Source organism: Mucilaginibacter sp., assembly GCF_964263795.1.
Taxonomy (GTDB): domain Bacteria; phylum Bacteroidota; class Bacteroidia; order Sphingobacteriales; family Sphingobacteriaceae; genus Mucilaginibacter.
Genome location: NZ_CAXVWK010000081.1, coordinates 27,962 through 52,222 on the forward strand (window position 1 = coordinate 27,962; position 24,261 = coordinate 52,222).

27 protein-coding genes are annotated in these 24,261 nt (G+C 43.7%); 10 read left to right on the forward strand and 17 right to left on the reverse strand.

Annotated elements, in window-relative coordinates; translation table 11 throughout:
* Positions 1-7: 7 nt before the first annotated feature.
* The 3 genes from ACE5CV_RS13575 to ACE5CV_RS13585 all read right to left on the reverse strand — a co-directional run bounded on the left by ACE5CV_RS13575 (position 8) and on the right by ACE5CV_RS13585 (position 1,542).
* Entirely contained in the window at positions 8-244 is a 237-nt protein-coding gene (locus ACE5CV_RS13575; RefSeq protein WP_374950724.1) for a hypothetical protein, read from the reverse strand.
* A gap of 96 nt (positions 245-340) precedes the next feature.
* Complete coding sequence (locus ACE5CV_RS13580) at positions 341-715, reverse strand: DoxX family protein (RefSeq protein ID WP_374950725.1); 375 nt, start codon at positions 713-715, stop codon at positions 341-343.
* A 29-nt stretch (positions 716-744) separates the two neighbouring features.
* On the reverse strand, positions 745-1,542 hold the full coding sequence (locus ACE5CV_RS13585; RefSeq protein ID WP_374950726.1) for an SDR family NAD(P)-dependent oxidoreductase: 798 nt from the start codon (positions 1,540-1,542) through the stop codon (positions 745-747).
* Between the two features lie 89 nt (positions 1,543-1,631).
* Between ACE5CV_RS13585 and ACE5CV_RS13590 the strand changes: the two genes are divergently transcribed.
* Positions 1,632-2,063, forward strand: coding sequence for a winged helix-turn-helix transcriptional regulator (locus tag ACE5CV_RS13590; RefSeq protein WP_374950727.1), 432 nt, complete (start codon positions 1,632-1,634; stop codon positions 2,061-2,063).
* A gap of 406 nt (positions 2,064-2,469) precedes the next feature.
* Here ACE5CV_RS13590 and ACE5CV_RS13595 read toward each other — a convergent pair whose 3' ends face one another.
* The 8 genes from ACE5CV_RS13595 to ACE5CV_RS13630 all read right to left on the reverse strand — a co-directional run bounded on the left by ACE5CV_RS13595 (position 2,470) and on the right by ACE5CV_RS13630 (position 10,946).
* Positions 2,470-2,925 (reverse strand): universal stress protein, encoded by a 456-nt coding sequence (locus ACE5CV_RS13595; protein ID WP_374950728.1) that lies wholly within the window; start codon positions 2,923-2,925, stop codon positions 2,470-2,472.
* A 2-nt stretch (positions 2,926-2,927) separates the two neighbouring features.
* Positions 2,928-3,674, reverse strand: a complete 747-nt coding sequence (locus ACE5CV_RS13600; protein ID WP_374950729.1) for a succinate dehydrogenase/fumarate reductase iron-sulfur subunit — start codon at positions 3,672-3,674, stop codon at positions 2,928-2,930.
* Between the two features lie 9 nt (positions 3,675-3,683).
* Positions 3,684-5,594 carry a fumarate reductase/succinate dehydrogenase flavoprotein subunit gene (locus ACE5CV_RS13605; RefSeq protein ID WP_374950730.1) on the reverse strand — a complete coding sequence of 637 codons (1,911 nt, stop codon included), beginning with the start codon at positions 5,592-5,594 and terminating at the stop codon, positions 3,684-3,686.
* A gap of 5 nt (positions 5,595-5,599) precedes the next feature.
* Positions 5,600-6,259: a succinate dehydrogenase cytochrome b subunit gene (locus tag ACE5CV_RS13610; RefSeq protein WP_374950731.1), complete on the reverse strand. Its 660-nt coding sequence runs from the start codon at positions 6,257-6,259 to the stop codon at positions 5,600-5,602.
* 48 nt (positions 6,260-6,307) lie between these two features.
* Entirely contained in the window at positions 6,308-7,738 is a 1,431-nt protein-coding gene (locus ACE5CV_RS13615) for an anion permease (RefSeq protein ID WP_374950732.1), read from the reverse strand.
* Positions 7,739-7,747: 9 nt separating this feature from the next.
* A complete protein-coding gene (locus ACE5CV_RS13620; protein ID WP_374950733.1) occupies positions 7,748-8,893 on the reverse strand; it encodes a porin in 1,146 nt (381 codons plus the stop codon).
* 119 nt (positions 8,894-9,012) lie between these two features.
* Positions 9,013-10,437, reverse strand: coding sequence for a class II fumarate hydratase (gene fumC, locus ACE5CV_RS13625; RefSeq protein WP_374950734.1), 1,425 nt, complete (start codon positions 10,435-10,437; stop codon positions 9,013-9,015).
* Positions 10,438-10,529: 92 nt separating this feature from the next.
* Positions 10,530-10,946 (reverse strand): response regulator, encoded by a 417-nt coding sequence (locus tag ACE5CV_RS13630; RefSeq protein ID WP_374950735.1) that lies wholly within the window; start codon positions 10,944-10,946, stop codon positions 10,530-10,532.
* 185 nt (positions 10,947-11,131) lie between these two features.
* On the opposite strand from ACE5CV_RS13630, the gene ACE5CV_RS13635 reads away from it, so the two are divergent.
* The 3 genes from ACE5CV_RS13635 (at position 11,132) to ACE5CV_RS13645 (ending at position 14,461) form a co-directional block, all read left to right on the forward strand.
* Positions 11,132-12,319 carry a PAS domain S-box protein gene (locus ACE5CV_RS13635; protein WP_374950736.1) on the forward strand — a complete coding sequence of 396 codons (1,188 nt, stop codon included), beginning with the start codon at positions 11,132-11,134 and terminating at the stop codon, positions 12,317-12,319.
* Positions 12,316-13,365, forward strand: coding sequence for a response regulator (locus ACE5CV_RS13640; protein WP_374950737.1), 1,050 nt, complete (start codon positions 12,316-12,318; stop codon positions 13,363-13,365). The genes ACE5CV_RS13635 and ACE5CV_RS13640 overlap by 4 nt, the downstream gene beginning before the upstream one ends.
* Before the next feature lie 79 nt (positions 13,366-13,444).
* Positions 13,445-14,461, forward strand: a complete 1,017-nt coding sequence (locus ACE5CV_RS13645) for a 2-hydroxyacid dehydrogenase (RefSeq protein WP_374950738.1) — start codon at positions 13,445-13,447, stop codon at positions 14,459-14,461.
* A 73-nt stretch (positions 14,462-14,534) separates the two neighbouring features.
* Here the strand turns inward: ACE5CV_RS13645 and ACE5CV_RS13650 are convergent, their stop codons facing one another.
* The 4 genes from ACE5CV_RS13650 to ACE5CV_RS13665 form a co-directional block, all read right to left on the reverse strand.
* Positions 14,535-14,879: a hypothetical protein gene (locus ACE5CV_RS13650; RefSeq protein WP_374950739.1), complete on the reverse strand. Its 345-nt coding sequence runs from the start codon at positions 14,877-14,879 to the stop codon at positions 14,535-14,537.
* 80 nt (positions 14,880-14,959) lie between these two features.
* Positions 14,960-15,814 (reverse strand): universal stress protein, encoded by an 855-nt coding sequence (locus ACE5CV_RS13655; protein ID WP_374950740.1) that lies wholly within the window; start codon positions 15,812-15,814, stop codon positions 14,960-14,962.
* A gap of 301 nt (positions 15,815-16,115) precedes the next feature.
* On the reverse strand, positions 16,116-16,367 hold the full coding sequence (locus ACE5CV_RS13660) for a hypothetical protein (protein ID WP_374950741.1): 252 nt from the start codon (positions 16,365-16,367) through the stop codon (positions 16,116-16,118).
* Positions 16,368-16,446: 79 nt separating this feature from the next.
* On the reverse strand, positions 16,447-17,013 hold the full coding sequence (locus ACE5CV_RS13665; RefSeq protein ID WP_374950742.1) for a hypothetical protein: 567 nt from the start codon (positions 17,011-17,013) through the stop codon (positions 16,447-16,449).
* 46 nt (positions 17,014-17,059) lie between these two features.
* Between ACE5CV_RS13665 and ACE5CV_RS13670 the strand changes: the two genes are divergently transcribed.
* On the forward strand, positions 17,060-17,233 hold the full coding sequence (locus ACE5CV_RS13670; protein WP_374950743.1) for a hypothetical protein: 174 nt from the start codon (positions 17,060-17,062) through the stop codon (positions 17,231-17,233).
* A 118-nt stretch (positions 17,234-17,351) separates the two neighbouring features.
* On the opposite strand, the gene ACE5CV_RS13675 is transcribed toward ACE5CV_RS13670, so the two are convergent.
* A complete protein-coding gene (locus ACE5CV_RS13675) occupies positions 17,352-17,783 on the reverse strand; it encodes a hypothetical protein (protein ID WP_374950744.1) in 432 nt (143 codons plus the stop codon).
* A gap of 79 nt (positions 17,784-17,862) precedes the next feature.
* Positions 17,863-18,567 (reverse strand): hypothetical protein, encoded by a 705-nt coding sequence (locus tag ACE5CV_RS13680; RefSeq protein ID WP_374950745.1) that lies wholly within the window; start codon positions 18,565-18,567, stop codon positions 17,863-17,865.
* A gap of 109 nt (positions 18,568-18,676) precedes the next feature.
* Here ACE5CV_RS13680 and ACE5CV_RS13685 point away from each other — a divergent pair, with 109 nt between their 5' ends.
* The 5 genes from ACE5CV_RS13685 (at position 18,677) to ACE5CV_RS13705 (ending at position 24,247) form a co-directional block, all read left to right on the forward strand.
* Positions 18,677-19,003 (forward strand): hypothetical protein, encoded by a 327-nt coding sequence (locus ACE5CV_RS13685; RefSeq protein WP_374950746.1) that lies wholly within the window; start codon positions 18,677-18,679, stop codon positions 19,001-19,003.
* 124 nt (positions 19,004-19,127) lie between these two features.
* Positions 19,128-19,523 (forward strand): hypothetical protein, encoded by a 396-nt coding sequence (locus ACE5CV_RS13690; RefSeq protein WP_374950747.1) that lies wholly within the window; start codon positions 19,128-19,130, stop codon positions 19,521-19,523.
* Between the two features lie 15 nt (positions 19,524-19,538).
* Entirely contained in the window at positions 19,539-20,066 is a 528-nt protein-coding gene (locus tag ACE5CV_RS13695; protein ID WP_374950748.1) for a hypothetical protein, read from the forward strand.
* A 652-nt stretch (positions 20,067-20,718) separates the two neighbouring features.
* Entirely contained in the window at positions 20,719-21,471 is a 753-nt protein-coding gene (locus ACE5CV_RS13700; RefSeq protein WP_374950749.1) for a hypothetical protein, read from the forward strand.
* Position 21,472: 1 nt separating this feature from the next.
* Positions 21,473-24,247 carry a TonB-dependent receptor domain-containing protein gene (locus ACE5CV_RS13705; RefSeq protein WP_374950750.1) on the forward strand — a complete coding sequence of 925 codons (2,775 nt, stop codon included), beginning with the start codon at positions 21,473-21,475 and terminating at the stop codon, positions 24,245-24,247.
* The last annotated feature ends 14 nt before the right edge of the window (positions 24,248-24,261 follow it).

Sequence of the window (24,261 nt, forward strand, 5' to 3'; positions counted from 1 at the left end):
AAGCCTCTTATACCTGTGGTTCTGCCAGGACCTGAAATGTTCTTGGCCCCATTTGTCCGTACGAACCGATAATCAGCTCAGTGAGTGCATCCGGCCCGGTAATGGTGTCTGTCAGGCGGTCGGTATACGTACCGGCCGGTGACCAGCATTTGCTGATCTTTTCCAGGATGGTCTCTCGTTTGGTCTCATTCCATGCACTTGTGTAAGTGAGGATGGTTTCTTTAATGTCCTTAATGTTTTCCATACAACAAAGGTCGACGGCCTGTGCCAGAAAAAAGTTCAGGTAGTTGAAGAGTTTAAAAAATAAAAAAGACTTGTAGTGGGTGATGCATACGGTAGACTATACGGAGTTATTTATTTTTTGAATTCCGTTCCATTGCCACAATTGCGGATACCGGATCAATGCTGCAATCCAAATCAGCGCTTCTACAGCCACGGGGAAAATAATGCTCTGCCCATGCTGCAAGTGGGTAGCAATAGCGCCACCCAGGTAAGAGGATAGCAACAAAAGCCCCAATAGTCCTGTTTTTGGAATGATAAAAAGAATGACTGAGGTTAACTCTACTATACCCAGCAGGCGATATATGGCAGGTGTTATGCCAAAGGAACGCGTCATTTCTAATGAATGCGCACTGCCGCTGATTTTATCGATTGCTGAGGCGGCCATCAGTAGCAAGACGATTCCGCTCAGTGCCCAACCGGTAATATTTCTCATTTTGTTGCTTATAATAATACACTAAGAGATTAAACAGATCTGGTATGCCCGCCATCAACACGCAATAGCGCTCCGGTAACATAATCGGCCATGGGGCTGGATAAGTAGGCAACGGCAGTTGCCACTTCCTCCGGTTTGCCGAAACGCCCCACATCGTTCTGCACAAATTGTTCAACGGCATTGCGCTCAATATCGGCCCAATTATCGCCCCAACCAAACTGCCCGGCCATGTTTAACAACATGTTCTTTGTGTTCTCCACCAACATTGGTCCGGGAGCTATCGTATTCGAAGTGATGCCTGTGCCCTTAAGTTCGCGGGCCAGCGATACAGTGAGGTTATGACGTGCAGCGGTAGCGGCCAGGTAATCCGGCTGCAAAGCAAAAGGCTCAATGCCTCCCGAAGAACCTATTTGAATCATTCGTCCCCAGCCCAGGGTTTTCATAGGCGGCAGCAAACGGTGTATCATGCGCACATAGGCCAGCACATTAACATTATAGCTATCCCTCCAATCGTCCACACTTACCTGCATCCATGGCCTCGGCGTGTAAGCGCCGGCATTGTTTACCAGTATATCAACGGGACCGCCTGTTAATGCGCCGTCGGCTACGGCATCCGCACCTTCGTCTGTCGATAGATCGCCCAAAACATAAATCGCCCGCCCGCCGGTATCATTAATGCTTTTAGCAACCGCTGCCGCACGTTCCTCGTTACGTCCATGAACAATCACCTCCGCGCCTTCGGCAGCCATTAAGTGTGCGATCGCTTCACCCAAACCTGCGCTGGAACCGGTGACCAGCGCTCTTTTTCCATTCAATTTAAGATCCATAATTTTATTTTTATTACTTTTGTTGATTAACTTACTTTAAGTAAGTCAAAGCTACACGGTGTATTGTTTAAAAACAAGAAGGCACTTGAATGTCAGATACTTACTTGCAAGTAACTATTGTTGAAAATGAGGCGGATATGAAAAAAGAAATTTTAAGAAAATGTGATAACGACCGTGACGACTGCCCGGTAAAAGATGTTTTGAACCGTGTGGGCGATAAATGGTCGATGCTGACGGTTATTATGCTTTCTGACCATGGCACGCTGCGCTTTAACGAATTGCACCAGCTGATCGATGGCATCTCGCAGAAAATGCTGACCGTTACCCTGAAAATGCTGGAAGCCGATGGACTCTTAACGCGGAAGATGTACGCACAGATACCGCCAAAGGTAGAGTATGCGTTAACGCCACTCGGCGAAAGCCTGGTGACGCCGCTGATGTACCTCTACGATTGGGCGAACACCCATATGCCCGAGATCAAAGCTTCCCGTGAACGTTATGAAAAGGCGGTGGCAATATAAATACCTATGATTTACCGGATGATATATTGAACGGTTTAACTACCCTAAGTTATCATAAAATACAAACTAACATGTATGTACATATCAAGATTTTGTTAATAATCGGCTGTTCTTCTTAATAACACCTTGTTTTAACGACTGTTTCAATCTTAATTTTTATAGCTTTCTCCTACAACAGTATACATATAAAATTTGCTGTACATATGTCATACGTTTTACCGACCAATTTCTAACGCAGCCATTTACATATTTAGTTGCACCCTACAATTTCTTTTCATTAAAGGTCGGTTGCAGACACTCGATTATTAAAATCATTAATTTGACACATCTATTTTATCCTGCAAGGTTGTTATTCTACATAGTTCTTAAATGACCGCTATCACTCAAAAAAGTGGCGTCAGACACATCAGGGCACAAGTAATAACGGGCAACCACAATAGTTCATCACAGAAGGTATATTACTGTCGAAATACAGAGTAGCTATGGTTTTATCGACATGGTTACCCATTACTACTAACCAGATCACATTTTCAGAAACCAACTCAGTAATTGTTTCCATAACCGGGCCCATTCCTTTTTTACAAGTAATCACAACTGCTGCCTGTTGCTCACTGGTCATTTTCGTTCTCAAATACTGCCACAACTGGTCTAACCGTTCTCCACTAGTATGGTCCATTACTTCAATTTCTTTATCCGGCGACCTTCGTTCCCCGGTAATAACGGATGCCTCAATGGAGACTATAGAATTGTAGATCAGCAGGTCAGCGTTACTATTAATTGCGAGTTCGAGTGCCATATCCGCCGCCCTTTCTGCACGCTTCGTAAAATCGGTAAGCAGCAGGATTGTTCTTTTATTCGCCATGATCAATCTGATAAGATAAGTGCTTTATTGTATTCGTAATTCATTCTTGCAATATGCAGTACGGAAATTTCCTGGGGGCATTCCACTTCACATGCTTCCGTATTGGTGCAATGCCCAAAACCCTCGGTATCCATCTGGTCTACCATCGCGATAACCCTTTCAGTTCGCTCAATCTGCCCTTGCGGTAATAAAGCTAATTGGGTGATTTTGGCAGAGGTGAATAAGTCTGCACTGGAATTTTTACAGGTGGCCACACAAGCGCCGCAACCAATACAGGCAGCCGCGTCAAAGGCCGCTTCAGCAATTGGATGCGAGATCAGTATCCCATTCGCCTCTGGGGTTTCGCCGGTAGACGCCGAAATAAAGCCTCCCGCCTGGATGATCTTATCAAATGCTTTCCGGTCGATTTTCAAATCCCGCACTATTGGGAATGAGGCGGCACGAAACGGTTCAATATAGATTGTATCACCATTTTTAAAACTGCGCATGTGCAGCTGACAAGTAGTAGTATGCGTAAGCGGGCCATGGGCCCTTCCGTTGATCATCATACCGCATTGTCCGCAAATACCCTCGCGGCAATCATGATCAAATTCGACAACACGTTCGCTTTTTTGAATGAGCGATTCGTTGAGCAGGTCCATCATTTCTAAAAAGGACATATCCTGCGACACATTGTCCAGCTCGTAATCTTTCATTGCACCGGGCGTTGCAAGGCTGTCTTGTCGCCATATCTTCAAGTATATTTTCATGATCGGGATCTATTTGTAACTTCTTACGGTTAATAATACATTTTCAAAAACAAGGGGCTCTTTGTGTAATTCGTGCGCTATGTTTTCCCCTCTCCATTCCCAGGCAGATACATAGCAGTAATCCTGGTCGTTACGCAGCGCCTCGCCATCCGGGGTCTGGTATTCTTCGCGAAAGTGGGCACCACATGATTCTTCGCGGCTCAAGGCATCTTCACACATCAATATGCCTAAGTCGAGGTAATCTGCCACGCGACCAGCTTTTTCCAACTCGCTGTTCACGGTATGGTCGCCGGTTATTTTTAGTTCCGTGTAGAATTGCGCCCGCAATGTGCCGATAGATGCGATAGCTCTCTCTAAACTTTCTTTAGTGCGCGATAAACCGCAGCCATCATAAAGCAATTTCCCCAGTGTTTTGTGGAAGTAATCTGCTGATAAATGCCCGTTGATATTCAGGAAATTTTGCAACTGTTCTTTTACGGCATGTTCAGCTTCAACAAAAGCAGGGTGGTCTGTAGTCACCTTTTCCGCTTTTAATTCACCGGCCAGGTAATTAGGGATGCTATAGGGTGCTATAAAATAACCATCCACCGATGCTTGGAGCAGTGAATTGGCGCCAAGGCGGTTTGCACCATGGTCGGCAAAGTTTGCCTCGCCTAAAGCAAACAGGCCTGGAATGGTGGTCATCAGCTCATAATCAACCCACAAACCGCCCATGGTAAAATGTGCCGCAGGCGAGATCAGCATTGGCTCTTCATAGGCATTTACCGCGTTGATCTTATCGTACATTTTAAACAGGTTGCTATACTTCTCCTTAATCTTTTCTTTGCCTTGCTCTTTAATAGCTTTTGAGAAATCAAGGAACACCGCATTCTTCATTACGCCCACTCCGCATCCAGCGTCGATGCGTTCTTTCGCTGCGCGGGAGGATATATCACGAGGTGCCAGATTCCCGAACGTAGGATAACGGCGTTCTAAATAATAGTCCCGCTCTTCTTCAGGAATATCATTTGGTTTCCGCTCGTCATGTGCTTTTTTGGGCACCCAGATCCGGCCGTCATTACGCAGGGATTCGGACATCAGCGTGAGCTTCGACTGGTGTTCGCCAGATTGCGGCAGGCAGGTTGGGTGAAATTGGATCCAGCTTACCCCCGACATGTACGCGCCCTTTTTATGTGCCCGCCAAATAGCCGAGGTATTACAGCCCATAGCCAGCGTAGACAGGTAGTAAACTTTACCATAACCGCCGCTTGCCAACACTACTGCATTAGCTGCATGGCGTTCTATTTCGCCGGTTACCAGGTCACGGGTGATGATACCTTTTGCTTTACCGTCGACAATCACCAAGTCCAGCATTTCATGGCGTGTGTAAGTTTTCACCTTGTTGGCACCGACTTGGCGCATCAAGGCCTGGTAAGCGCCTAATAATAACTGTTGCCCGGTTTGCCCCCGTGCGTAAAATGTACGTGAAACCTGAACACCACCAAAGGAGCGGTTGTTTAAGTAACCCCCATATTCTCTCGCAAACGGGACGCCCTGCGCTACCGCCTGGTCGATCAGGTTAGCGGAACATTCGGCAAGACGGTATACATTGGCTTCGCGTGAACGGAAATCGCCGCCTTTAATCGTATCTGAAAACATGCGAAATACACTGTCGCCGTCATTCTTATAGTTCTTAGCGGCATTTACACCGCCTTGTGCCGCTACGCTATGTGCCCTGCGGGGCGAATCCTGGAAACAAAAAGATTTTACATTATAGCCAAGTTCGCCTAATGATGCTGCGCATGAAGCACCGGCAAGGCCGGTACCCACCACAATAACATCCAGCTTTTTTCGGTTACCCGGGTTGACTAATTTGATGTGTTCTTTATAATTATCCCATTTATCGGCGAGTGCGCCTTCGGGTATTTTTGATTCTAACATTTGGATCAGTTATTAAGGTAAACAACTATGGGTATCAGCATAAAGCCACCGGTGATAAAGGCAGTGTATGCCCAGCCGGTATAACGCAGCAGTTTTACATATTTAGGATGATAAAGGCCAAGGGTTCGGGCCGCGCTGAAGAAGCCATGCAACAGGTGAAAGCCTAAAGCAATGAAGGAAATCTCATAAATGAGCACATACCACCATTGATGGAAAGTTAACACCACAACCGAGTACATATCCTTATAACCCTGTTTATCCAGGGCCATTGTTGTAAAATCAGACACGTACCAAAAGTCCTTTAAATGGATGACCAGGAATATCAGGATGACCGTACCTAGTAGGCCCATATTACGGCTATTCCAGGGGCTAACATCGGCCCGTTTGTCATAAATATATTTGGTCCCGTTAGCTTTTTTTGTTTTACGTGCCAGTATCAGCGCATAAACCGCATGGCCTATTATTGAAATAAGCAGAACCCAGGAAATAATCTTGATGAACATATTGCCCGCAAGCAGGTGCGAGTACCAGTTGAATTGTTCTTTTGCTTCAGCGGCAGGTAAAAGCAACTGCAGGTTACCCAACAAATGGATCACCAAGAAAAAGCAGAGGAACAGACCCGTTCCGGCCATAACGAGTTTATATTGAATGGTTGTCTGTTTCATAATTGGTATTGAATCGGCAATGATGTATTAAATGATTTTTGCAGTCGACTACCATAGCCCGATGACCTTCCACCAAAGCCCGCCCACAATAAACCAAACCAGCAGGAACAGCACGCTCATCAAAAAGCCTTGCTTCCACCAGTCCTTCATATCCACGTAAGTGCTCCCAAAAAATATAGGTGCTGGCCCATGGCCATAGTGAGTCAATGAACCCATCAGTGTTGGGCAAGCGCCAAGAAAGATGGCCAACATTACAGGTGGTACGCCTACGGCTATGCCTACCGCCAGGAACACAGAGTACATCGCGGCCACCTGCGCCGTAGCGCTGGCGAACATATAATGGCAATAAGAGTAAACCAGTATGATCAGCGGGAATGCCAACTGCCAGCTGAATTGCCTCATGCTGCCGCCTACTAAATGCCCGAACCAGCCGATCAATCCTAAAGAATTTAGGTAGGAACCCATCATGACCAGGGCAGAGAACCAGACGATGGTGTCCCATGCGCCTTTTTCAGATTTGACATCTTCCCAGGTGAGTACACCGCAAAGCAGCAGAATACAAAGGCCGATAAGCGCGCCGGTGGTTGCATCGATAGACATCAGATTACCAAAGATCCAAAGCACCAGCAGAATGATAAATGTGGCTACCATCAGCCATTCCTGTAGCGAGATCTTACCCATCTCTTTTAGCTTGGCAGCAGCCATTGCAGGCGCTTCTTTGGTTTGCTTCAGTTCAGGCGGGTAAAATTTATAAAGGAATAACGGCACCAGTAAAAAACAAACCAGACCGGGTATAGCTGCCGCCATAGCCCAGCTTCCCCATGTGATGTTTACGCCCAAGTCATGGGCAAACTTCTGCGCCATCGGGTTACTGGCCGTTGCAGTCAGGAACATGACCGAGGTGATCATATTTGCGTTGTAACTGCTCAAAGTCAGGAATGCGCCAATCTTGCGGTGCGTTTCGGGCTTGTTTGGTTCACTTCCCATATTTACCGCGATGGACTGCATTATCGGGAAGATGACGCCACCTGCCCTTGCCGTGTTGCTTGGTATAGCTGGCGCCAGGATCAGGTCGGCAGTATTTAAACCATAGGCCAAGCCCAGTGTGCTTTTACCAAACAGCTTGATAAAGTTATAGGCCAGCCGGTTACCCAAACCTGTCTTGATAAAACCGCGGGCGATAAAAAAGGCAAGCCCAATAAGCCAAATGGTGGAGTTGCCAAAACCGCTTAACGCGTTCTTGATGGCATCTATGGGTTTACCCGGTGCCAGTACCTGGGTAGCAGCACAAAGTGTTATACCCAGCATAGCCATGGTACCCATAGGTGCCGCCTTTAAAATAATACCAACAATGGTTGCCACAAAAATAGCCAGCAAATGCCAGGCATTAGGCTTAACACCATCCGGTACAGGAATGAACCAGATGATAAGGCCAACCACCAGGGTGATCGCAAATGATTTAAGATTAATCTCTTTCATGATAATAAATTAAAAGCGTACCTGTAGTTGGAGATAAGCCAGGTTGTGGTTGTAAGCAGTGGTTAGGGGAATGTTTTTTTGATAGAGGTCGATAGATACGCCTAATTGCAGCGCGGCGTAAAAGTCGTCGGCAAAAATGAGGGAGACGTTTGGAATAATGGTTTGCCTGGAGTTATGGTTTAGTCGGTAATTCTCATTAAAATATTCGTAACGGGAAGAAAACTCAATACCCCTTACCCTGCGCATATTAGTGTTGTATCGCACGATGGGAAATACATAAAAACCCTGCATCCTTACGTCACTCAACTTAGGTTTTACAGTTAGGGCGTTGTAAAGGGCAAAATTGGTCCCGGTTTTATATTCGCCACCTAAAGCAAATTCCCAACGTTCATTGAGGGCTAAGCTGCCTTTTACGTCAATACCCAGTGCATTACCAGTACCCGCACCAAGGCTGCCCTGGGCGGCGTTAACGCCAAGCGTCAAACCTTTAATTACATCGGCTTCAAGCCGGCCGTAAATGTTTTTAGTATTGTCGTTATCCGCAGCCTGGTTGCGGTTGTTACCGTTGTAAGCGCCGGCATAATACCGCAGCTGCCCACCTTTGTTAACATTACCGAACACGGCGACACCGGTTTGAAAGCTCTGCCAGCCGCTGGCTCCGAAAGCGTAATACTGGTTAGAGTAGTCCAGCGTACGGATGATATCATTTGGCACCACATCTTCAATCCCGAAAAACGGCCTGAACTGGCCCGCCTGTACATTAAAGTGTTTGCTAAGCGTATATTTTACGTAAGCGTTCTCCAGCACCTTGTTAGCCGGGTCACTGTTAAACTCTGCGAAATTGACGAGCAGGTTGGCCGAGAAGTGATCATTTACCGTACCTTTTACAACAAAGCGCACACGTTTCAGCATAAAGGTATTAGTGATCTTGCCGGTTGTGGCTGCCGGGTCGAAGTTCTTACCGTTCACATCTACGTTTTTGGTTAGTGAACCGAGAAACCTGGTTTGTAAAAGCCCGGCAAAAGTGATAGACCTTTTATAGGTGGAAAAATTTTTAATGGTATCGGTGTTCACCTGCGGCGTTGCTGCGGGTTGCTGGGCTGAAGCCTTTAAACAAGCAAACAGCATCAGGATCGGGAGGGTAAAGTTTTTCACATATGTAGGATAAAAAAACGTTTGATTGAATGCTGTAAAGGTGATGTTATACAGGAAGTTAAAAGATGACCCGGAACATCAGTTTATATGATCCGGATCACTATTATGATGATATAGCTTTAGAAAGAGCCTACCATATTCACCGGGTTAACCCACAGGTCGAATTGCTCGCTGGTTAGCAAATGCAGGCCGATAGCTGCTTCGCGTAGAGATAGGTTTTCCCGCATCGCCTTTTGCGCGATCTTAGCGGAATTTTCATAACCCAGGTGCGGATTAAGCGCAGTAACCAGCATCAGTGATTCATCGAGGTGCTTTTTTATACCTTCGTGATTTGGCTCAATACCCCTGGCGCAATGTTCCTCGAAGGATGCGCAGGCTTCACCGATGAGGCGGGCGGATTGCAGGAAGTTAGCAGCCATAACTGGCTTAAATACATTAAGCTGAAACTGGCCATTAGATCCGGCAATGGTGATCGCAACATCATTTCCCATTACCTGTGCAGCAACCATGGTAACGGCTTCATTCTGGGTAGGGTTAATCTTACCCGGCATAATGGATGAGCCCGGTTCATTTTCCGGCAAGTGCAGTTCACCTATGCTGCAACGCGGGCCGGAGGCAAGCATGCGGATGTTATTAGCGATCATCATTAATGATACTGCTATCTGCTTCAGTGCACCGTGGCTTTCTACAATGGCATCATGTGCAGACAGCGCTTCGAACTTATTATCTGCCGTACGGAACGGCAGGTTAGTAAATTTGGCTATGTATTCCGCCACTTTTACATCATAACCTTTTGGTGTGTTCATACCGGTGCCTACAGCCGAGCCGCCGAGTGCAAGTTCGGCCAAGTGATCGAGTGTATTTCGCAATGCTTTCAGACCATGATCCAACTGAGAAACGTAACCCGATATTTCCTGTCCTAAGGTAAGAGGTACGGCATCCATCAGGTGGGTCCTCCCTATTTTGACCACGCCTTTAAAAGCTTCTGATTTCTTCTTTAAGGTATCGCGAAGTAGTTCAATTCCCGGTATGGTAATATCGATCAGCATTTTATAAGCCGCGATATGCATGGCTGTGGGAAAGGTATCGTTGGATGATTGTGATTTGTTTACGTCATCATTCGGGTGAACAACAGTTTTTCGGTCACCAAGCATTCCGCCATGGATCACGTGCGCTCTGTTGGAGATCACCTCGTTAAGGTTCATGTTGGATTGTGTCCCTGAACCCGTTTGCCAGATCACCAACGGGAATTCGTCCGGCAGCTTACCTTTAAGTATCTCATCGCAGACCAGTGAGATCAGGTCGCGTTTGTCGGCCGGCAATACATTAAGGTCGGTATTGGCATAGGCAGCTGCCTTTTTTAAATAGGCAAAAGCTTCAATAATTTCGGCCGGCATCGAAGCCTTTGGCCCAATCTTAAAATTATTGCGGGAGCGTTCGGTTTGGGCGCCCCAATATCGTTCGCCAGGTACCTGCACATCACCCATGGAGTCATGTTCGGTTCTGAATTCTAATTCAGTGTTATTTTGAGTTAAAGTTGACATAGGACATACTGTTTAAATGGTATGCCGTAAAAGTCGATGTACTTAACTATTTTTTTGATGATGGAGAACAGCCGAAACAATGACAGGTATCACTAAACCAATTTTAATTTCGAGTTTAAAATATCCCTTAGGCCGTCTATATTAAATGGTTTAACAATTAGGTCTTCCACTATAGGGTGACCAAATGCATGATCATGGTCACGCTGAAATATGGAAGAGGTAGCGACAAATATTCTTGATTTCAAAATCTGGTCAAAACCGTCGTGCATATATTGTTTTAAAAAGCCCCAACCATTCATAACAGGCATACTTATATCCAGGAATATGATGTCGGGATACTTTGCGTCCCGTTTTACCAGCTCCAGTAAATGTTCAATTGCAAGTTCGCCATTCAAGCAAATTTCTATTACTATATCAGACGATATTTTTCTCAATAGTTTCATTAAAATAAAATTACTGATCTCATCATCATCTATAATTAGCACATTCACAGGTCTTTTTAAATCCATACTATTATAACGCAGTAAAGCTAAATTGTTTCTATTATTTAATTATTGATTAATAACCAAGCTATTCCAGGTAGTATAAAAGTGACGAGTGTCACTTTTATACAGCATTTAATTCAGCGTATTGCGTTAACTATAGCCGACCTTTGCAGTTGAGATATAACAATTGGGTTATACCTGATTGTAGTATGGAAAACGCCGCCCTTTTAGTTGCCATCATTAAAAACGCTATTGACGGTATTATTACGATAGATGACAGGGGGAAAATCGAGTCTATCAACCCTTCTGCATGCGCACTTTTTAAATACCTTCCTGAAGAGGTAATAGGCAGCAACGTATCTATGTTGATGCCGCCCCCCGATAAAGAGCAGCACGACGAATATCTTGACAGGTATCAACGTACCGGCAAAGCGCACATAATCGGCGTTGGACGTGAAGTGAAGGGTTTGAAAAAAGATGGCACTGTCTTTCCTTTCCGCCTTGGGTTAAGTGAAGTGCAATATTCCGGCAGAAAAATCTACACCGGGTTTATCCATGACCTGACGCGCGAGAAAGAAGCAGAGTTACAGTTGAAAAAATATGCAGCGCATCTGGAAGACCAGGTTGCAGAGCGCACTAAAACCCTGAATGAAACCGTAGCTGCCCTGGAACTGGCGAAAGAAGAGGTAAGCCAGTCTTTGGAGAAAGAAAAAGAATTAAGTCTTCTCAAAAGCCGTTTTGTATCCATCGCCTCACATGAATTCAGAACACCGCTAACCTCTATACAATTGTCCGCTGGTTTGATCGAACGTTATGCCGAATCTTTAAATACACCAAACATTGGTAAACATGTTGGAAAGATCAAGCAGGGCGTAACAAACTTAACCGCGATACTCAATGATTTTCTGTCACTCGAAAAGCTGGAAGCCGGTAAAGAGCAAGCTACCTATGTCGACTTTGACCTGGTTAAACTCTCTGAGGAAATTACCGAAGAAATGCAGGCCATCGCTAAACAACATCAGAATATTATTTATCAGCATACCGGCGTTAGCAGCAGCGTGAACCTGGATCAAAACCTGTTAAAAGGCTGCATCATCAACCTCATCAGCAATGCCATTAAGTACTCCGGGGAAAACACTTTCATTGATTTTACAACGGAGATCAATAAAGACAACTGCATCATCACCGTTAAGGACAATGGTATCGGCATCCCCGAAAGAGACCAGAAACATTTGTTTGAAGCTTTCTTTAGGGCGCACAATACAGGGACTATACCCGGAACGGGATTAGGGCTGAACATCGTGGCCCGCTACATAGATCTGATGGGTGGCAGTGTGAATTTTGAAAGTAAAGTTAACCAGGGGACCATTTTTACCATAATATTCACGGCATCATGAAAAAAGTTCTAGTAATAGAAGATAACGACGACATTCGCGAGAATGTCGTGGAAATAATAGAGTTGGCAGGATATACTGTTTACAGCGCACAAAACGGTAAAGCCGGCGTTGACTTAGCATTAAAGCACCTACCGGATATCATTCTTTGTGACATTATGATGCCCGAGATGGACGGCTATGGCGTGTTGTACATTTTAAACCAGCATCCTGAAACAAGCACCATCCCCTTCATATTTTTAACGGCCAAGGCCGAGCACCTGGACCTGCGCAAAGGAATGGATTTAGGTGCCGATGATTATCTGACAAAGCCCTTTGACGATATGGAGCTTTCGCAATCCATTGAAAGCCGGCTGAAAAAGAAAGAACGCCAGCAAAAATTTTATAGCGCATCGCTAGATCATTTAGGGGCGCTTGTTAAAAACGTGGATGGCCTGGCCGAGTTGAAAAATATTGTTCATGAACGTAAAACCCGCGTCTTTAAAAAAAACCAGGTTGTTTATTATGACGGGGACAAGGGCAATGGTATTTACCTGGTGATAAGCGGCTGTGTTAAAACCATCAAATTAGCCGATGACGGGCGTGAATTGATGACCGGCATGTATCTTGCAGAAGATTACCTCGGGATTAATGCTCTGCTGGCCAATGAAGCTTATACGGATACTGCTACCGCTATCGAAGACAGTACGCTATGTTTAATCCCGAAAGATCTGCTGGAGCAACTGCTCTCCAGGCATCCCGAAGTAGGCCGGGAATTTATCAAATTACTGGCAAAGGATATCAGGGAAAAAGAATTGCAACTGCTGCAGCTGGCTTATAATTCGGTACGAAAGAAAATGGCCGAAGTGCTATTGCGCCTGCAACGCACCAAAGCAAAAGACACCTCCGGGTTTAAGATATCACGCGAGGACCTGGCCGCGATGGCGGGCATGGCAACTGAAACCGTTAGCCGGACATTATCTGACTTTAAGGATGAAGGGTTAATAGAAAAAACGGCCAGCCTGATCACTATACTGGATGAACCCCGCCTTGCCAAAATGAAAAACTAACCAGCATCATTTTTCCGGCTGTCTTTGCTCATGGCCAAAGCAACATCTAGAGGTTAATTTTGGCATAAATAATAAAAACATGAAAGCGGTAGCATACAGTATAAGGCCTTTTGAAAAAGAATTTCTGGCGATAGCCAACCAAAAAAAACATGATATTACGCTAATTGCAAATCCTTTAAATGGTAAAACGACCGGCTATGCCGAAGCCAAAGACGCGGTAATTGTTTTCACGAATGATGAAGTATCAGCCGAAGTGATAGATCAGTTGGCAGCACTTGGCATTAAGTATATCATCACACGTTCTACGGGCACAGATCATATCGATAAAGCGGCAGCAGAGAAATATGGCATCAAGGTTTTTAATGTACCCTCCTATTCGCCACAAGCCATCGCAGAGCATTCCGTCGCCATGGCATTCGCGCTTAACCGCAGATTGATCAAAGCAGATAAAAACAGCCACGAATTTGATTTTAGAAACGAGGATTTGATCGGCTTTAATTTTTCGGGTAAAACAGTGGGGATCATCGGGCTTGGGCATACGGGGTTGGCAACAGCCAAAATATACAATGGCTTAGGTTGCACTGTTATTGGTTATGATCCATATTTTAAGGGTGAGGCATCTGATGTAGAGCATGTTTCATTAGAAGTGTTGCTCGGTTCCGATGACATTATATCACTTCATTTGCCATTAACCACAGCCACTCAATATTTAATCCGCGAGGAGACGCTTAACCGGATGAAAGATGGCGTCATGCTAATCAATACATCAAGGGGTGGGCTAATTAACACGGTTGATGTTTTGGTTGCCCTGAAAAAAGGCAAGATTGGTTACATAGGCATGGATGTTTACGAACACGAACAGGGATTGTTTTTTGAAGATCATTCTAATGATGCTCACAAAGACGCCTTACTGCAAATACTGCTGACTTACGATAATGTGCTGATCACGCCCCACCAGGCTTACCTGACCAAAGAAGCGCTGCAGGAAATAGCCAACCAAACGATAACCAACCTGGATAATTTACAAATGAAAAAATGCCTGGGCGATGCCTGTGTATGTAAAAAAGGGTGCAGGGGCATTAAACCGAAAAATTAAAGGAATACTCTAACAAACAGTAAAGGCCATTAGTATCATTTACTAATGGCCTTTTTATTTATAATAATGTTGATCAGAATATAAAAAGCGCTATCATCAGGACATGGATGATCACACTGGCTAAGAAAAACAAAAGCGTAACCCTGATACCGGCCCCACCCATACCTGAAATGATGTTGGCGAAGTACAAACCAAGCGTTACAGCTAAAACGGCGAGCGGTGCCTGCAAGTAATAGATCAACGCCGCCGGTATTGGCAAAAACAATACGCCCTGCGCTATTAAAGAAACAATAAACCACAGCGTTTTACTATCAGCCTGCTGATCGGCGAAAGCTTTCCATTTAGCCAAAAAGCTTAATTTATGCTGAATGTTGTTACTATTTACCCAATGTGCCGGTACTGTGATGATGTTTTCCATGATGTTATTTTTTATTAAATATCCGGCTTATTAAGTGTTGGGTATATGATAACAGATCCGCAATAAAATGATGGTAATCATTAGTTTTCAACCTGGTAAACCAATAATGGAATGGTAATATGAGCAGCCATTTTTTGGGTATGGCTCAAGTTTAAAACGTCGTCAATAAAACTATACGGCCCGTGGTTCATAGCCAATATATCTATTTGCCCGTGTTCACAAAGCCAGTCCAATCCCTGTTCGGCATTGCTCTCTGTGATCGCGCGATAATATATGTGAGGATAATCTGCCTTATTGGATAACTCGGTTAATAGTTGATCGATCATCAGCTTCATAGACGACGATTGCGGATTATCAAAAATGTGAGTGAGTAAAACATCGGCATGAAGTGCTTTTGCAAACTCAATCAATTTATAAATTGATTCGAGATCCTTACCGATATGGTTGAAATCAAATGCAAAGGCTATCTTTTTGACCTCTTTTATTGAGGCATGCTCCGGCACCATTAAAAGTGGTTTATTTGCAGTATCTATTAGATGACTACAGTGGTTACCCGGTAAAAAAGTACTCAAAGCATCCGCGCTGTGTTTCCCTATAATAACTAGTCCTATCTCTTTATCGGCTATGTGGTCAATTACATCGATTACTTTTCCCGCCTCTGTGAGGTAATTGATGCTGGGCCGAAATGTATCAGAATAATCATTTTGTTCCAAATGCGCTTTCAGTTTTTGCAGCTCATCGGTACTTTCAGTAATTAACTCACTTTCTTGATTCATCGGCCAAACGATCATCCCCGATTGAGTAACCTCGGCAGGGATGGTTATAGCGTTGACCAAAAGAATATTACCTTTAACTTGCTTTGCCAAATTGTAACCATAAGCCGCAGCGTGGTTGGCATTTGGCGAAAAGTCGGTGGAGATCAGGATGTTTTTCATATACCAAAGCTCAAAACATTAGTGCGTAATTATAATGACATCAAACACCGTTTAATGTGATTAGAATCAAGTCTGATACTGGTGTCATTCATATTAGTAAAACTAATTATCGGTGCAAAAAACAATTAAAAAAATTCAACGCATGAATGCTTGTTCATACAACCCACAGAAATGCTGCAATCTCTTTTCCAGCTGATTGACATCACTTCTCCTACTTTCCTTTTTATTCGATTTGCGCCAGTTTATTGCAGACATGCCCGAGATGCCGAACCGGAAATGGCCGGTGAATAACTATCTAAAATTAACTGCTGTACCGTCCTTTATAAACGCGCATCAACCTTTCCAATCGTCCTTTACTAATGTTAAAGTCACTAATATCAATATTGACGATGCCGCCAGGATGCTGAAAGCTGAAAGTAAACTTAACACCTCTTTTTCCCTGATCTACCCGGGTCACTTTTTCATTAAAGATCAGATCCCAGTTAAGTAACCCTGTCTGTTCGGTGTAAAGCCCCTGGTTATCGAGCACCAGCTCCGGCTGTTTCTTGATCATCCGTTGAGCGGACTTAAATATCAAGAAAATCGGAACCAAAGCGATTAGAGCAGCTATTATTTTCAAACTTGTCTGGCCATCATGCTTTACGGTCAAATTCAATGACCGAACCAATTGCTACAAAAAGCAACGCGAACAAAATTTGGATAGTAAGATGGAGTTTTGAATAGAAAACCTCTGTTCTGGCCGGAATCTCAGGATCATCTTTGAAGGCGCTTCTAAAATTAAAGCGATCCTGTAAATTACGCCATTGTTCTCTTTCTTCAGCAGACTGGATCTGCAACTTGTCCATCACCGTGCTATAAGCAGGACAAAGATGTGCTCCTGTTGCCATGATCTTCAGTTCGTGAACATCATCCACATTATCAAAGGCCCACAACTTCCAGCGGGTTGTCCTTTTACTCCAGAATAAATACGGCAGATAACAAAATACCACAAAGCAAAACACGGTAACTCCTGTGCATACCAGCCAAACGTTAGTGGTGAAAGGTGGCCCTTCAAAAACACCTATAAAGATAAGTGCCATTGGGAACAAAAAGAAAACCAGGCCCACGACCATTACGATGCGCGGCAGCAGCAACATTTGCCGACCTTTGGTGATGGCTTCATCAACGGATATTAAGCTTGCTTTTTGATAGGTATTCATTTTCGATGCACTTATAACTATCGATTTATGAAAAGAGTTTGGTGTGATGGAGCAACAATTCCTGGTGAACCGGGTGATCAATATAAAAACGGATTCTGAAACACATAACATCGTCTTGCTGCTATCTGAAAACGACAAAATGCGCTGTTTTGAAGTCATTCAGGAAGCCGTGGCAACAGCAAAGAACGCAGATTTGAAACACAGAATTAGCGACCTATAAAACTAGTAGGTTATTAAAAGCGGCTTATGTTGGAGATAGGATGATTCAGCATAATTGAAAAGCGCCCGCTTGGGTATCGCCATGTATAGGCAAATGGGCGCACAGACATATAGGTTTTTTAAGAAATTGAGTCTATTTTAAATACACCTTTTACTTTTATAATAATGAGCTTAATGGTAGCTACTTCTTTTTTTAATTCCCCTTTCTCATTGTAATCATCATAGGAATAAGAAACTGTGTATGAATTGGCCTTGTTGTTATCTTTTTTGATAATTAAGGTTTGGGCATATTGGGCGTCACTGTCCTGACCTTTTATGATAGGGTCCGCATCAGTTTCTTCAACTAATTTTCTAAATAGCCGTTCACACTTACTTGTACAATATTTGCGCCTTAATTGCAGCAAGTCCTTACCAGTATCATTGGAAAAGTTTGTCATGTAAGCTGTGTAAAAGGTTTTAAGCATTTCTTTTACCTGACTTTGCTCCGTTGTTTGTGCTTTTAAGATGACCGGAGCTGTTAAAAGAATGCATAATAATAAAACTTTTTTCATGCGGTGAGTGATGCTATATTGAAAAACTCTTTGCCAACCGACACCTTGGATGTTGCGATTGGGCCGGCAACGATGTTTGTTATTTTTTGCGGCGATTTTTTACGAAATAAATATCTCCGTCAATGACCGCCATAATAGGATCGTAACCGGGGCGGCAGAAAAAGGAATGCATCTCGGTTGTACCATTTGCAAATGTTAACGTCAGTACCCCTCTGCTGATCTTATAAGTGCCGCCGCCGCTGCTTTTATGACTATTACCACCGCCCACATTTGAGCCGGATACTACTACAGCCGTGTGGCTATTGGCGCTAAAATTGCCTTGTCCATCAAAATAAAATCCTTTATTTGAAAAGCTGCCTACAGCCGTTCCGCTGCCGCCGCTGCCGGAGCCCCCGGCCGAACTAAATTCATAATTGCCGTTAGGTATACTGCTATCCGTAGGTTGTCTTACAAGGTTAAAGCTGCCGGCATTCATATTTCCATCATTGTCCAGGGTGTAAGTAATAGCCCTATTGTCGCCGGGGGTGCGCAGCGATACCGTACGGCCGCCTATTGTATAACGGCCCGATACACGTTGTTGCCAGCCGGACTTCCGAAGATCGTCATTGTATGTACCGTCGGGCCTGAATAATATTACTATATCATTGCGGCTCATTCCTCCCATTGCAGACGGCATAATCTCTACGCCGGCATATACCCCGTTTAGGCTGATCTTCGACTGACCGCGCACGATGAATGCTTGAAATATTAACAGCAGGGTTGCGTACTTTAAAAAGTTTCTCATGATAATATAGATTCGTTGATAAGGATAACAACCTGGCATACTGGTTGTTTAATAATCTAGAAGATTTATAACGAATAAACAATAGAACGCGAGTTATGTTGTTTGTTTGATGGACAAAGTACACCGGGACTATTGGCAGGCGTTTAACCGCGTAGGCAATGAAACGCTTCACCAGCAAGGATTCTCTTTCGAATTGCTGCCTGAAAAAGCAGGATCGCCAACACTATTCAGGATACTACTTAACAGACAAGGCCATCGATACCTACTTTCTTTTTCCTCGCATCACTTGGATTTCCAAGATGGCGTAAGCATCGAAGAAGATAGGCAGCTGGTGCTTCCGCCGCCCAAACTGAAAAGGATCGGCCAGGGTTTGTACGGTTATACCGATCAATCCATCAAAGAAATGATCGACGATTTGTGTAGGTTGAAAAATTAAAACTTATGGATGAAGAACCTTTATATTCAATTAGCTGGACAGATTTCATTACTAAAGAACCTCGTGGCTTCAAAGTTTGGGGCAGTGTCGATAAAACAGATAGCCAGGTATATTACACTTGTACATGATGAAATTGATTTTATTTCAAATTATCTTTTCTAGCAGCCTTTGTTTTTCTGCGAACGCCGCAATGGCTCAGCAGGCAAAAGCGTATGAAACTGTTAAATATACCGCGAGGATCAAAAATGGCATATTTCATCTAGATTATGCAGATGGATATATCGGTGCCAGCGCAATCAGGTTGGTTGGCACCCGGCAAAAGGCAAAGCTATTTATGCCACAGAGCGGTGTACCTGAAGCTAATGGTCAATTTAGGCTGAGCTGTAGTTCTGGTAAAGATAAGCGGGAGATCATATTAAATGGTATCAACGAAGAAGCTGAAGCTCCTGATATCATCCGTGCAAATTACAGGAAAAAAAACAAGGTGTTTGCACTGTTATTTCATAAAAATAAACCTTAAATCATTCTTGTTCAAATGAAAAACGGGGAATCATCAAAGAGCTATTATTTGCCGCCTTGGCGCTCCCTAACAATTGGTGTTATTCTGATAATTGTTGGGCTTGCTTTTACCTTCATGGGTGTTGATATTAAAGATTCGTTTTGGAATAATCTTCAATGGGTCCTGATTAGTTTTGAAGGTGTAATAGAATTTCTGGGATCGCTATTCATGCTTGCGTTTAAGTTAGGTTTTTTGCTGGGAGGCTACTGTTTTATCAAATATTCTGATGGAGTGGAACGCGCCAGACTGGACGATGAAGGACTTTATTACCGGGCGATACCGAAAGGCAGCGGCGCAAATAAATTGGCAATGGATACCGGTCCGCTCACATTTGTTTCTTATCAAAGCATTAGAGATATCACGCTCAAAAAAACATTTTGGGCCGGCTGGCAGCTTTATCTAACCTTGGATTCAGGTGTACAGCCATTAACGGCTTTGGGCGTATTAAAGCAAGCTGAAAAGGAAGAGATATTCGAAAGCGTCAAGCAAAGAGTTAGAGCTTGACCATTAGCTCATCGGCTATTTTGCTAAAATTGTATAAAATTGGTGGCGGGTCGCTCATAAATCCGCCGCTTTCACACTGCATTCCTGCCCGCCAATTGTTCCGTTGTGAATTTTACGCATCTGGAACCGCATTTCCAAGTCTTTAAAGATTCTTCGGTAACAGACCGTGAAATTCCATTTAATCTTTAATCGTTTTAAGGATTTCAGACACGGCTTTCTTTAATTGCTGGTCAAGTCCGGACAGAACCTCTTTATAGTCCTTATTCCGTTTAAAGTCAGGTTCGAGCTGAGCGTTTTCTGTCGGATATTCCTAAATACGTCGCGGCTGTTCGGTAAGCTTTGCTTGTAAGTGGGATTTTATCAATCTCAAATGGGATGTCGTGTTGTGATAAAAGAGTCTTACCCCAAAAATTGTGTCTAATGGGATCTCTCTTTTGGGACAACACAGAATTTCTGTCGTTACCCATTTTTTATCCCTTACATTAACGTTTATCAGATAATAAAGCTAAACACCTCTCCTGTTTTCGCGGTTCGCAATTTCAAATTCCCAATCTGATTTGCGAAAAGTTTCATTAAAGTCTATAACTTAATCTATTGATTTTAATATAAAAGTACTTACTTTCATATTACCAATTATATACTACATAAGTAGATGAACCGTACTTTTTTTAAAATGCTGCCGGCATGCGTGCTGGTTGTATGCGGAGCTTTAAGCGCTTCGTCCCAAAACTTACAAAGCGATACCGACCTGCGCCAATCTGTGTTTGATAATACAGTTGCTAATTATCTGACAGCCATAGGCGACCAATCCCGCCTGTACAATGGCCCTGAGTATAACTTTTACGATGCCGTTATCAAGGGCAACGCCTACTTTGGCGATGTAAACAATTTTACGCCCGGCGCGGTAGAATACGACGGCTTCCCCTATAAAAACGTACCGATGTTGTATGATATCAATAAAGACCTGGTTGCTATATTACTCCCAAACAAATCGGCCAAAATAAGTTTACTGAGCGAACGTGTGCAGAGTTTCGACTGGCTGGGGCACCATTTTGTTTATATCAATACGGACACTTTAAAAAATGACAAAGGTGTAACCGCCGGGTTTTACGATCAGTTGTACCAGGGTAAAACTTCTATTTTGGTTAAGCGCTCAAAAAGCATTCAAAATGCCAGCAATAGCACAGGCTCGATAGAAACTTATTTCAACGCGACTAAGAATATCTACGTTAAAAAGAGTGGCAATTATACCAGCGTGAGCAGCGAAGGCGACTTATTGAGCGTTTTTAAGGATAAGAAGAAAGAACTGAAGCAATACATCGGCACTAATCAGATTAAGTTTAAAGACGATCAGGAACAAGCGATGATGAAAGTAGCAGCATATTATGATCAGATAACGCTTTAGTATGAAAAAAATTCACCTGGCATTTTTTTGTTGTTTATTAATGCTGAAAGCGGCGTTTGCGCAAGAAGCAATTAGAAAAACGATAAGCGTAAATTTTCAGCAAGCAAATATTGGGACTGTCGTAACTGATCTGGAAGCTAAAAGCGGCTATCGATTTTACTATGATGCCGCCCAGTTTGACAGCCTTAAGGTTACCATGCAAGTCGCAGACAAAACCGTAGATGCCATTTTAGATATGGCTTTTAAAGGCACTAACTATCATTACGCCATCAGCCCGCAAAACCAGGTTTTTTTAATCCGTGCAAGGATAATACAAACAGGGTTTGCAACCGGCTTTTTTAATGATGATAAGCCGGATGCCGTTATTACGCCGACTAGTAACCTTACTAACGATTACGTTGAGGATAAAGATAGAAAAGTAGTTGAAGCCACTACTGAAAATAAACTTTATGAGATAGGCATTAAAACCAATGAGATAAAGGCAGGCAATGCCACACTATCCGGCTATGTGCGGGATATCAAATCGGGAGAGGCGGTTACTGGTGCAAGTATTTACATTGTCGACTCCAAATCGGGTGTGGCTACAGACCAGTTTGGCTATTTTACCGTAAAGATGAGTCGCGGCCGTCACACGCTGAACGTACGCGGTATCGGCATGAAAGATACCCGCAGACAAATCGTTTTATATTCAGATGGTAAGCTCATTATCGAAATGCAGGAGCAGGTAACCAGTTTAAAAGAAGTAAAGATCAGCGCCGAAAAAGTGGCTAACGTACGTAGTGTAGAACTTGGCGTTACCCGGTTGGATATAAAAAGCATTAAACAAGTACCAACGGTGTTTGGAGAGGCTGATATTTTGCGAGTGGTACTAACTCTGCCAGGGGTGCAATCTGTAGGGGAAGCCACGACAGGATTTAACGTACGCGGCGGCTCGGCCGATCAGAATTTGATCTTGCTAAATGATGCTACCATCTACAACCCCGCGCATTTTTTTGGCTTTTTTAGCGCCTTTAACCCCGATATTGTAAAAGGTGTAGAATTGTATAAAAGCAGCATCCCTGAAAAGTTTGGTGGCAGGTTATCGTCCATACTTGACGTTACTGATCGCGAAGGCAATAAAAAGAAATTTACCGGTACTGCCGGCGTAGGTTTAATAACCAGTCGACTAAATATTGAGGGGCCGATAGTAAAAGATAAAACTTCGTTCATATTTGGCGGGCGGGCTACCTATTCAGATTGGTTGCTTAACCTTTTGCCCGATGCTTATAAAAACAGCCAGGCATCTTTTTATGATTTCAATTTGGATATCAGCCACCAGATAAACGACAAGAATAATATTTATGTGAGTAGCTACATTAGTCGTGATAAGTTTAAACTGAACAGCGATACCGCCTACAGCTACGCTAACCGCAACATAAATATTAAATGGAAACACAATTTCAACAATAAATTATTTGGTGTTTTCCTGGCCGGGCTGGATAGGTACGAGTATAACATAGCCAGTTCTGATAACCCGGTTAATGCTTACAAACTCAACTTTGACATTAACCAAACCAATTTTAAAACAGACTTTACTTATTACGCCAACCGTATCCATACTATCAACTTTGGTTTAAATAGCATTTATTACCGGTTGCATCCCGGTACATTTGAGCCAAACGGCGCGCAATCATTAGCCCTGCCCGATGTTATTGCGCAACAACAAGCATTAGAAAGCGCCATATACGCCGGCGATAAGTGGGATATCAGCCCTAACCTATCTTTAAGCTATGGAGTCCGGTATTCACTGTACAATTTCCTGGGGCCGCAGGTGGTAAATAATTATGTGCCAAATCAGCCAAAAACCGCAACAACATTAATTGACAGCACTACATATCGTAGTGGCAAAGTGATCAATACCTATCATGGGCCGGAGATAAGGGTTTCTGCACGATATAATTTGGACGATAATCTGTCGGTTAAGGGCGGTTACAACACCTTGCGTCAATATATCCACTTGCTATCGAACACAACGGCCATCGCCCCTACAGATGTTTACCAGCTAAGTAACCCTAATATTAAACCGCAATATGGCGACCAGGTATCGCTGGGCCTTTACAAAAACTTAAAGTCGAATACGATCGAGACATCTGTAGAAGTTTACTACAAGCGTTTAAAAGATTACCTGGATTACCGCAGTGGCGCGACATTGGTGTTGAACCACCATATAGAAACAGATGTGATAAGCACCCGTGGCAAAGCTTACGGAGTGGAGTTCCTGCTGCGTAAAAACACAGGTGCAGCCAACGGCTGGATCAGCTACACTTATTCGCGTACTTTTTTAAAGCAGGATGACCCTAACGCTGGCTTACCTGTTAACAACGGTAATTTTTACCCTGCCAATTATGATAAACCGCACGATTTTAACTTTGTGGGTAATTACCGCTTTTCGCACCGCTTTAGCGTATCGCTTAATGTAACTTATAGTACAGGCAGGCCAATTACCTTACCTATTGCCAAGTACTATTATGCAGGTTCGGAAAGGGTGTATTATTCTGACAGGAACGCCTACCGCATTCCCGATTATTTCCGCAGTGATTTTTCTATGAACATTGATGGCAACCACAAGGTGCATCAAAAAACGCATAACTCGTTCACTATTGGGGTTTACAACTTAACCGGCAGACAAAACGCATACTCCACCTATTTTAGCGAGCAGGGCGGCGTTATCAGCGGTTATAAGCTATCGATATTTGCTACGCCGGTACCGTTTATCAATTATAATATTCGTTTTTAATTTGAAAGAGATGA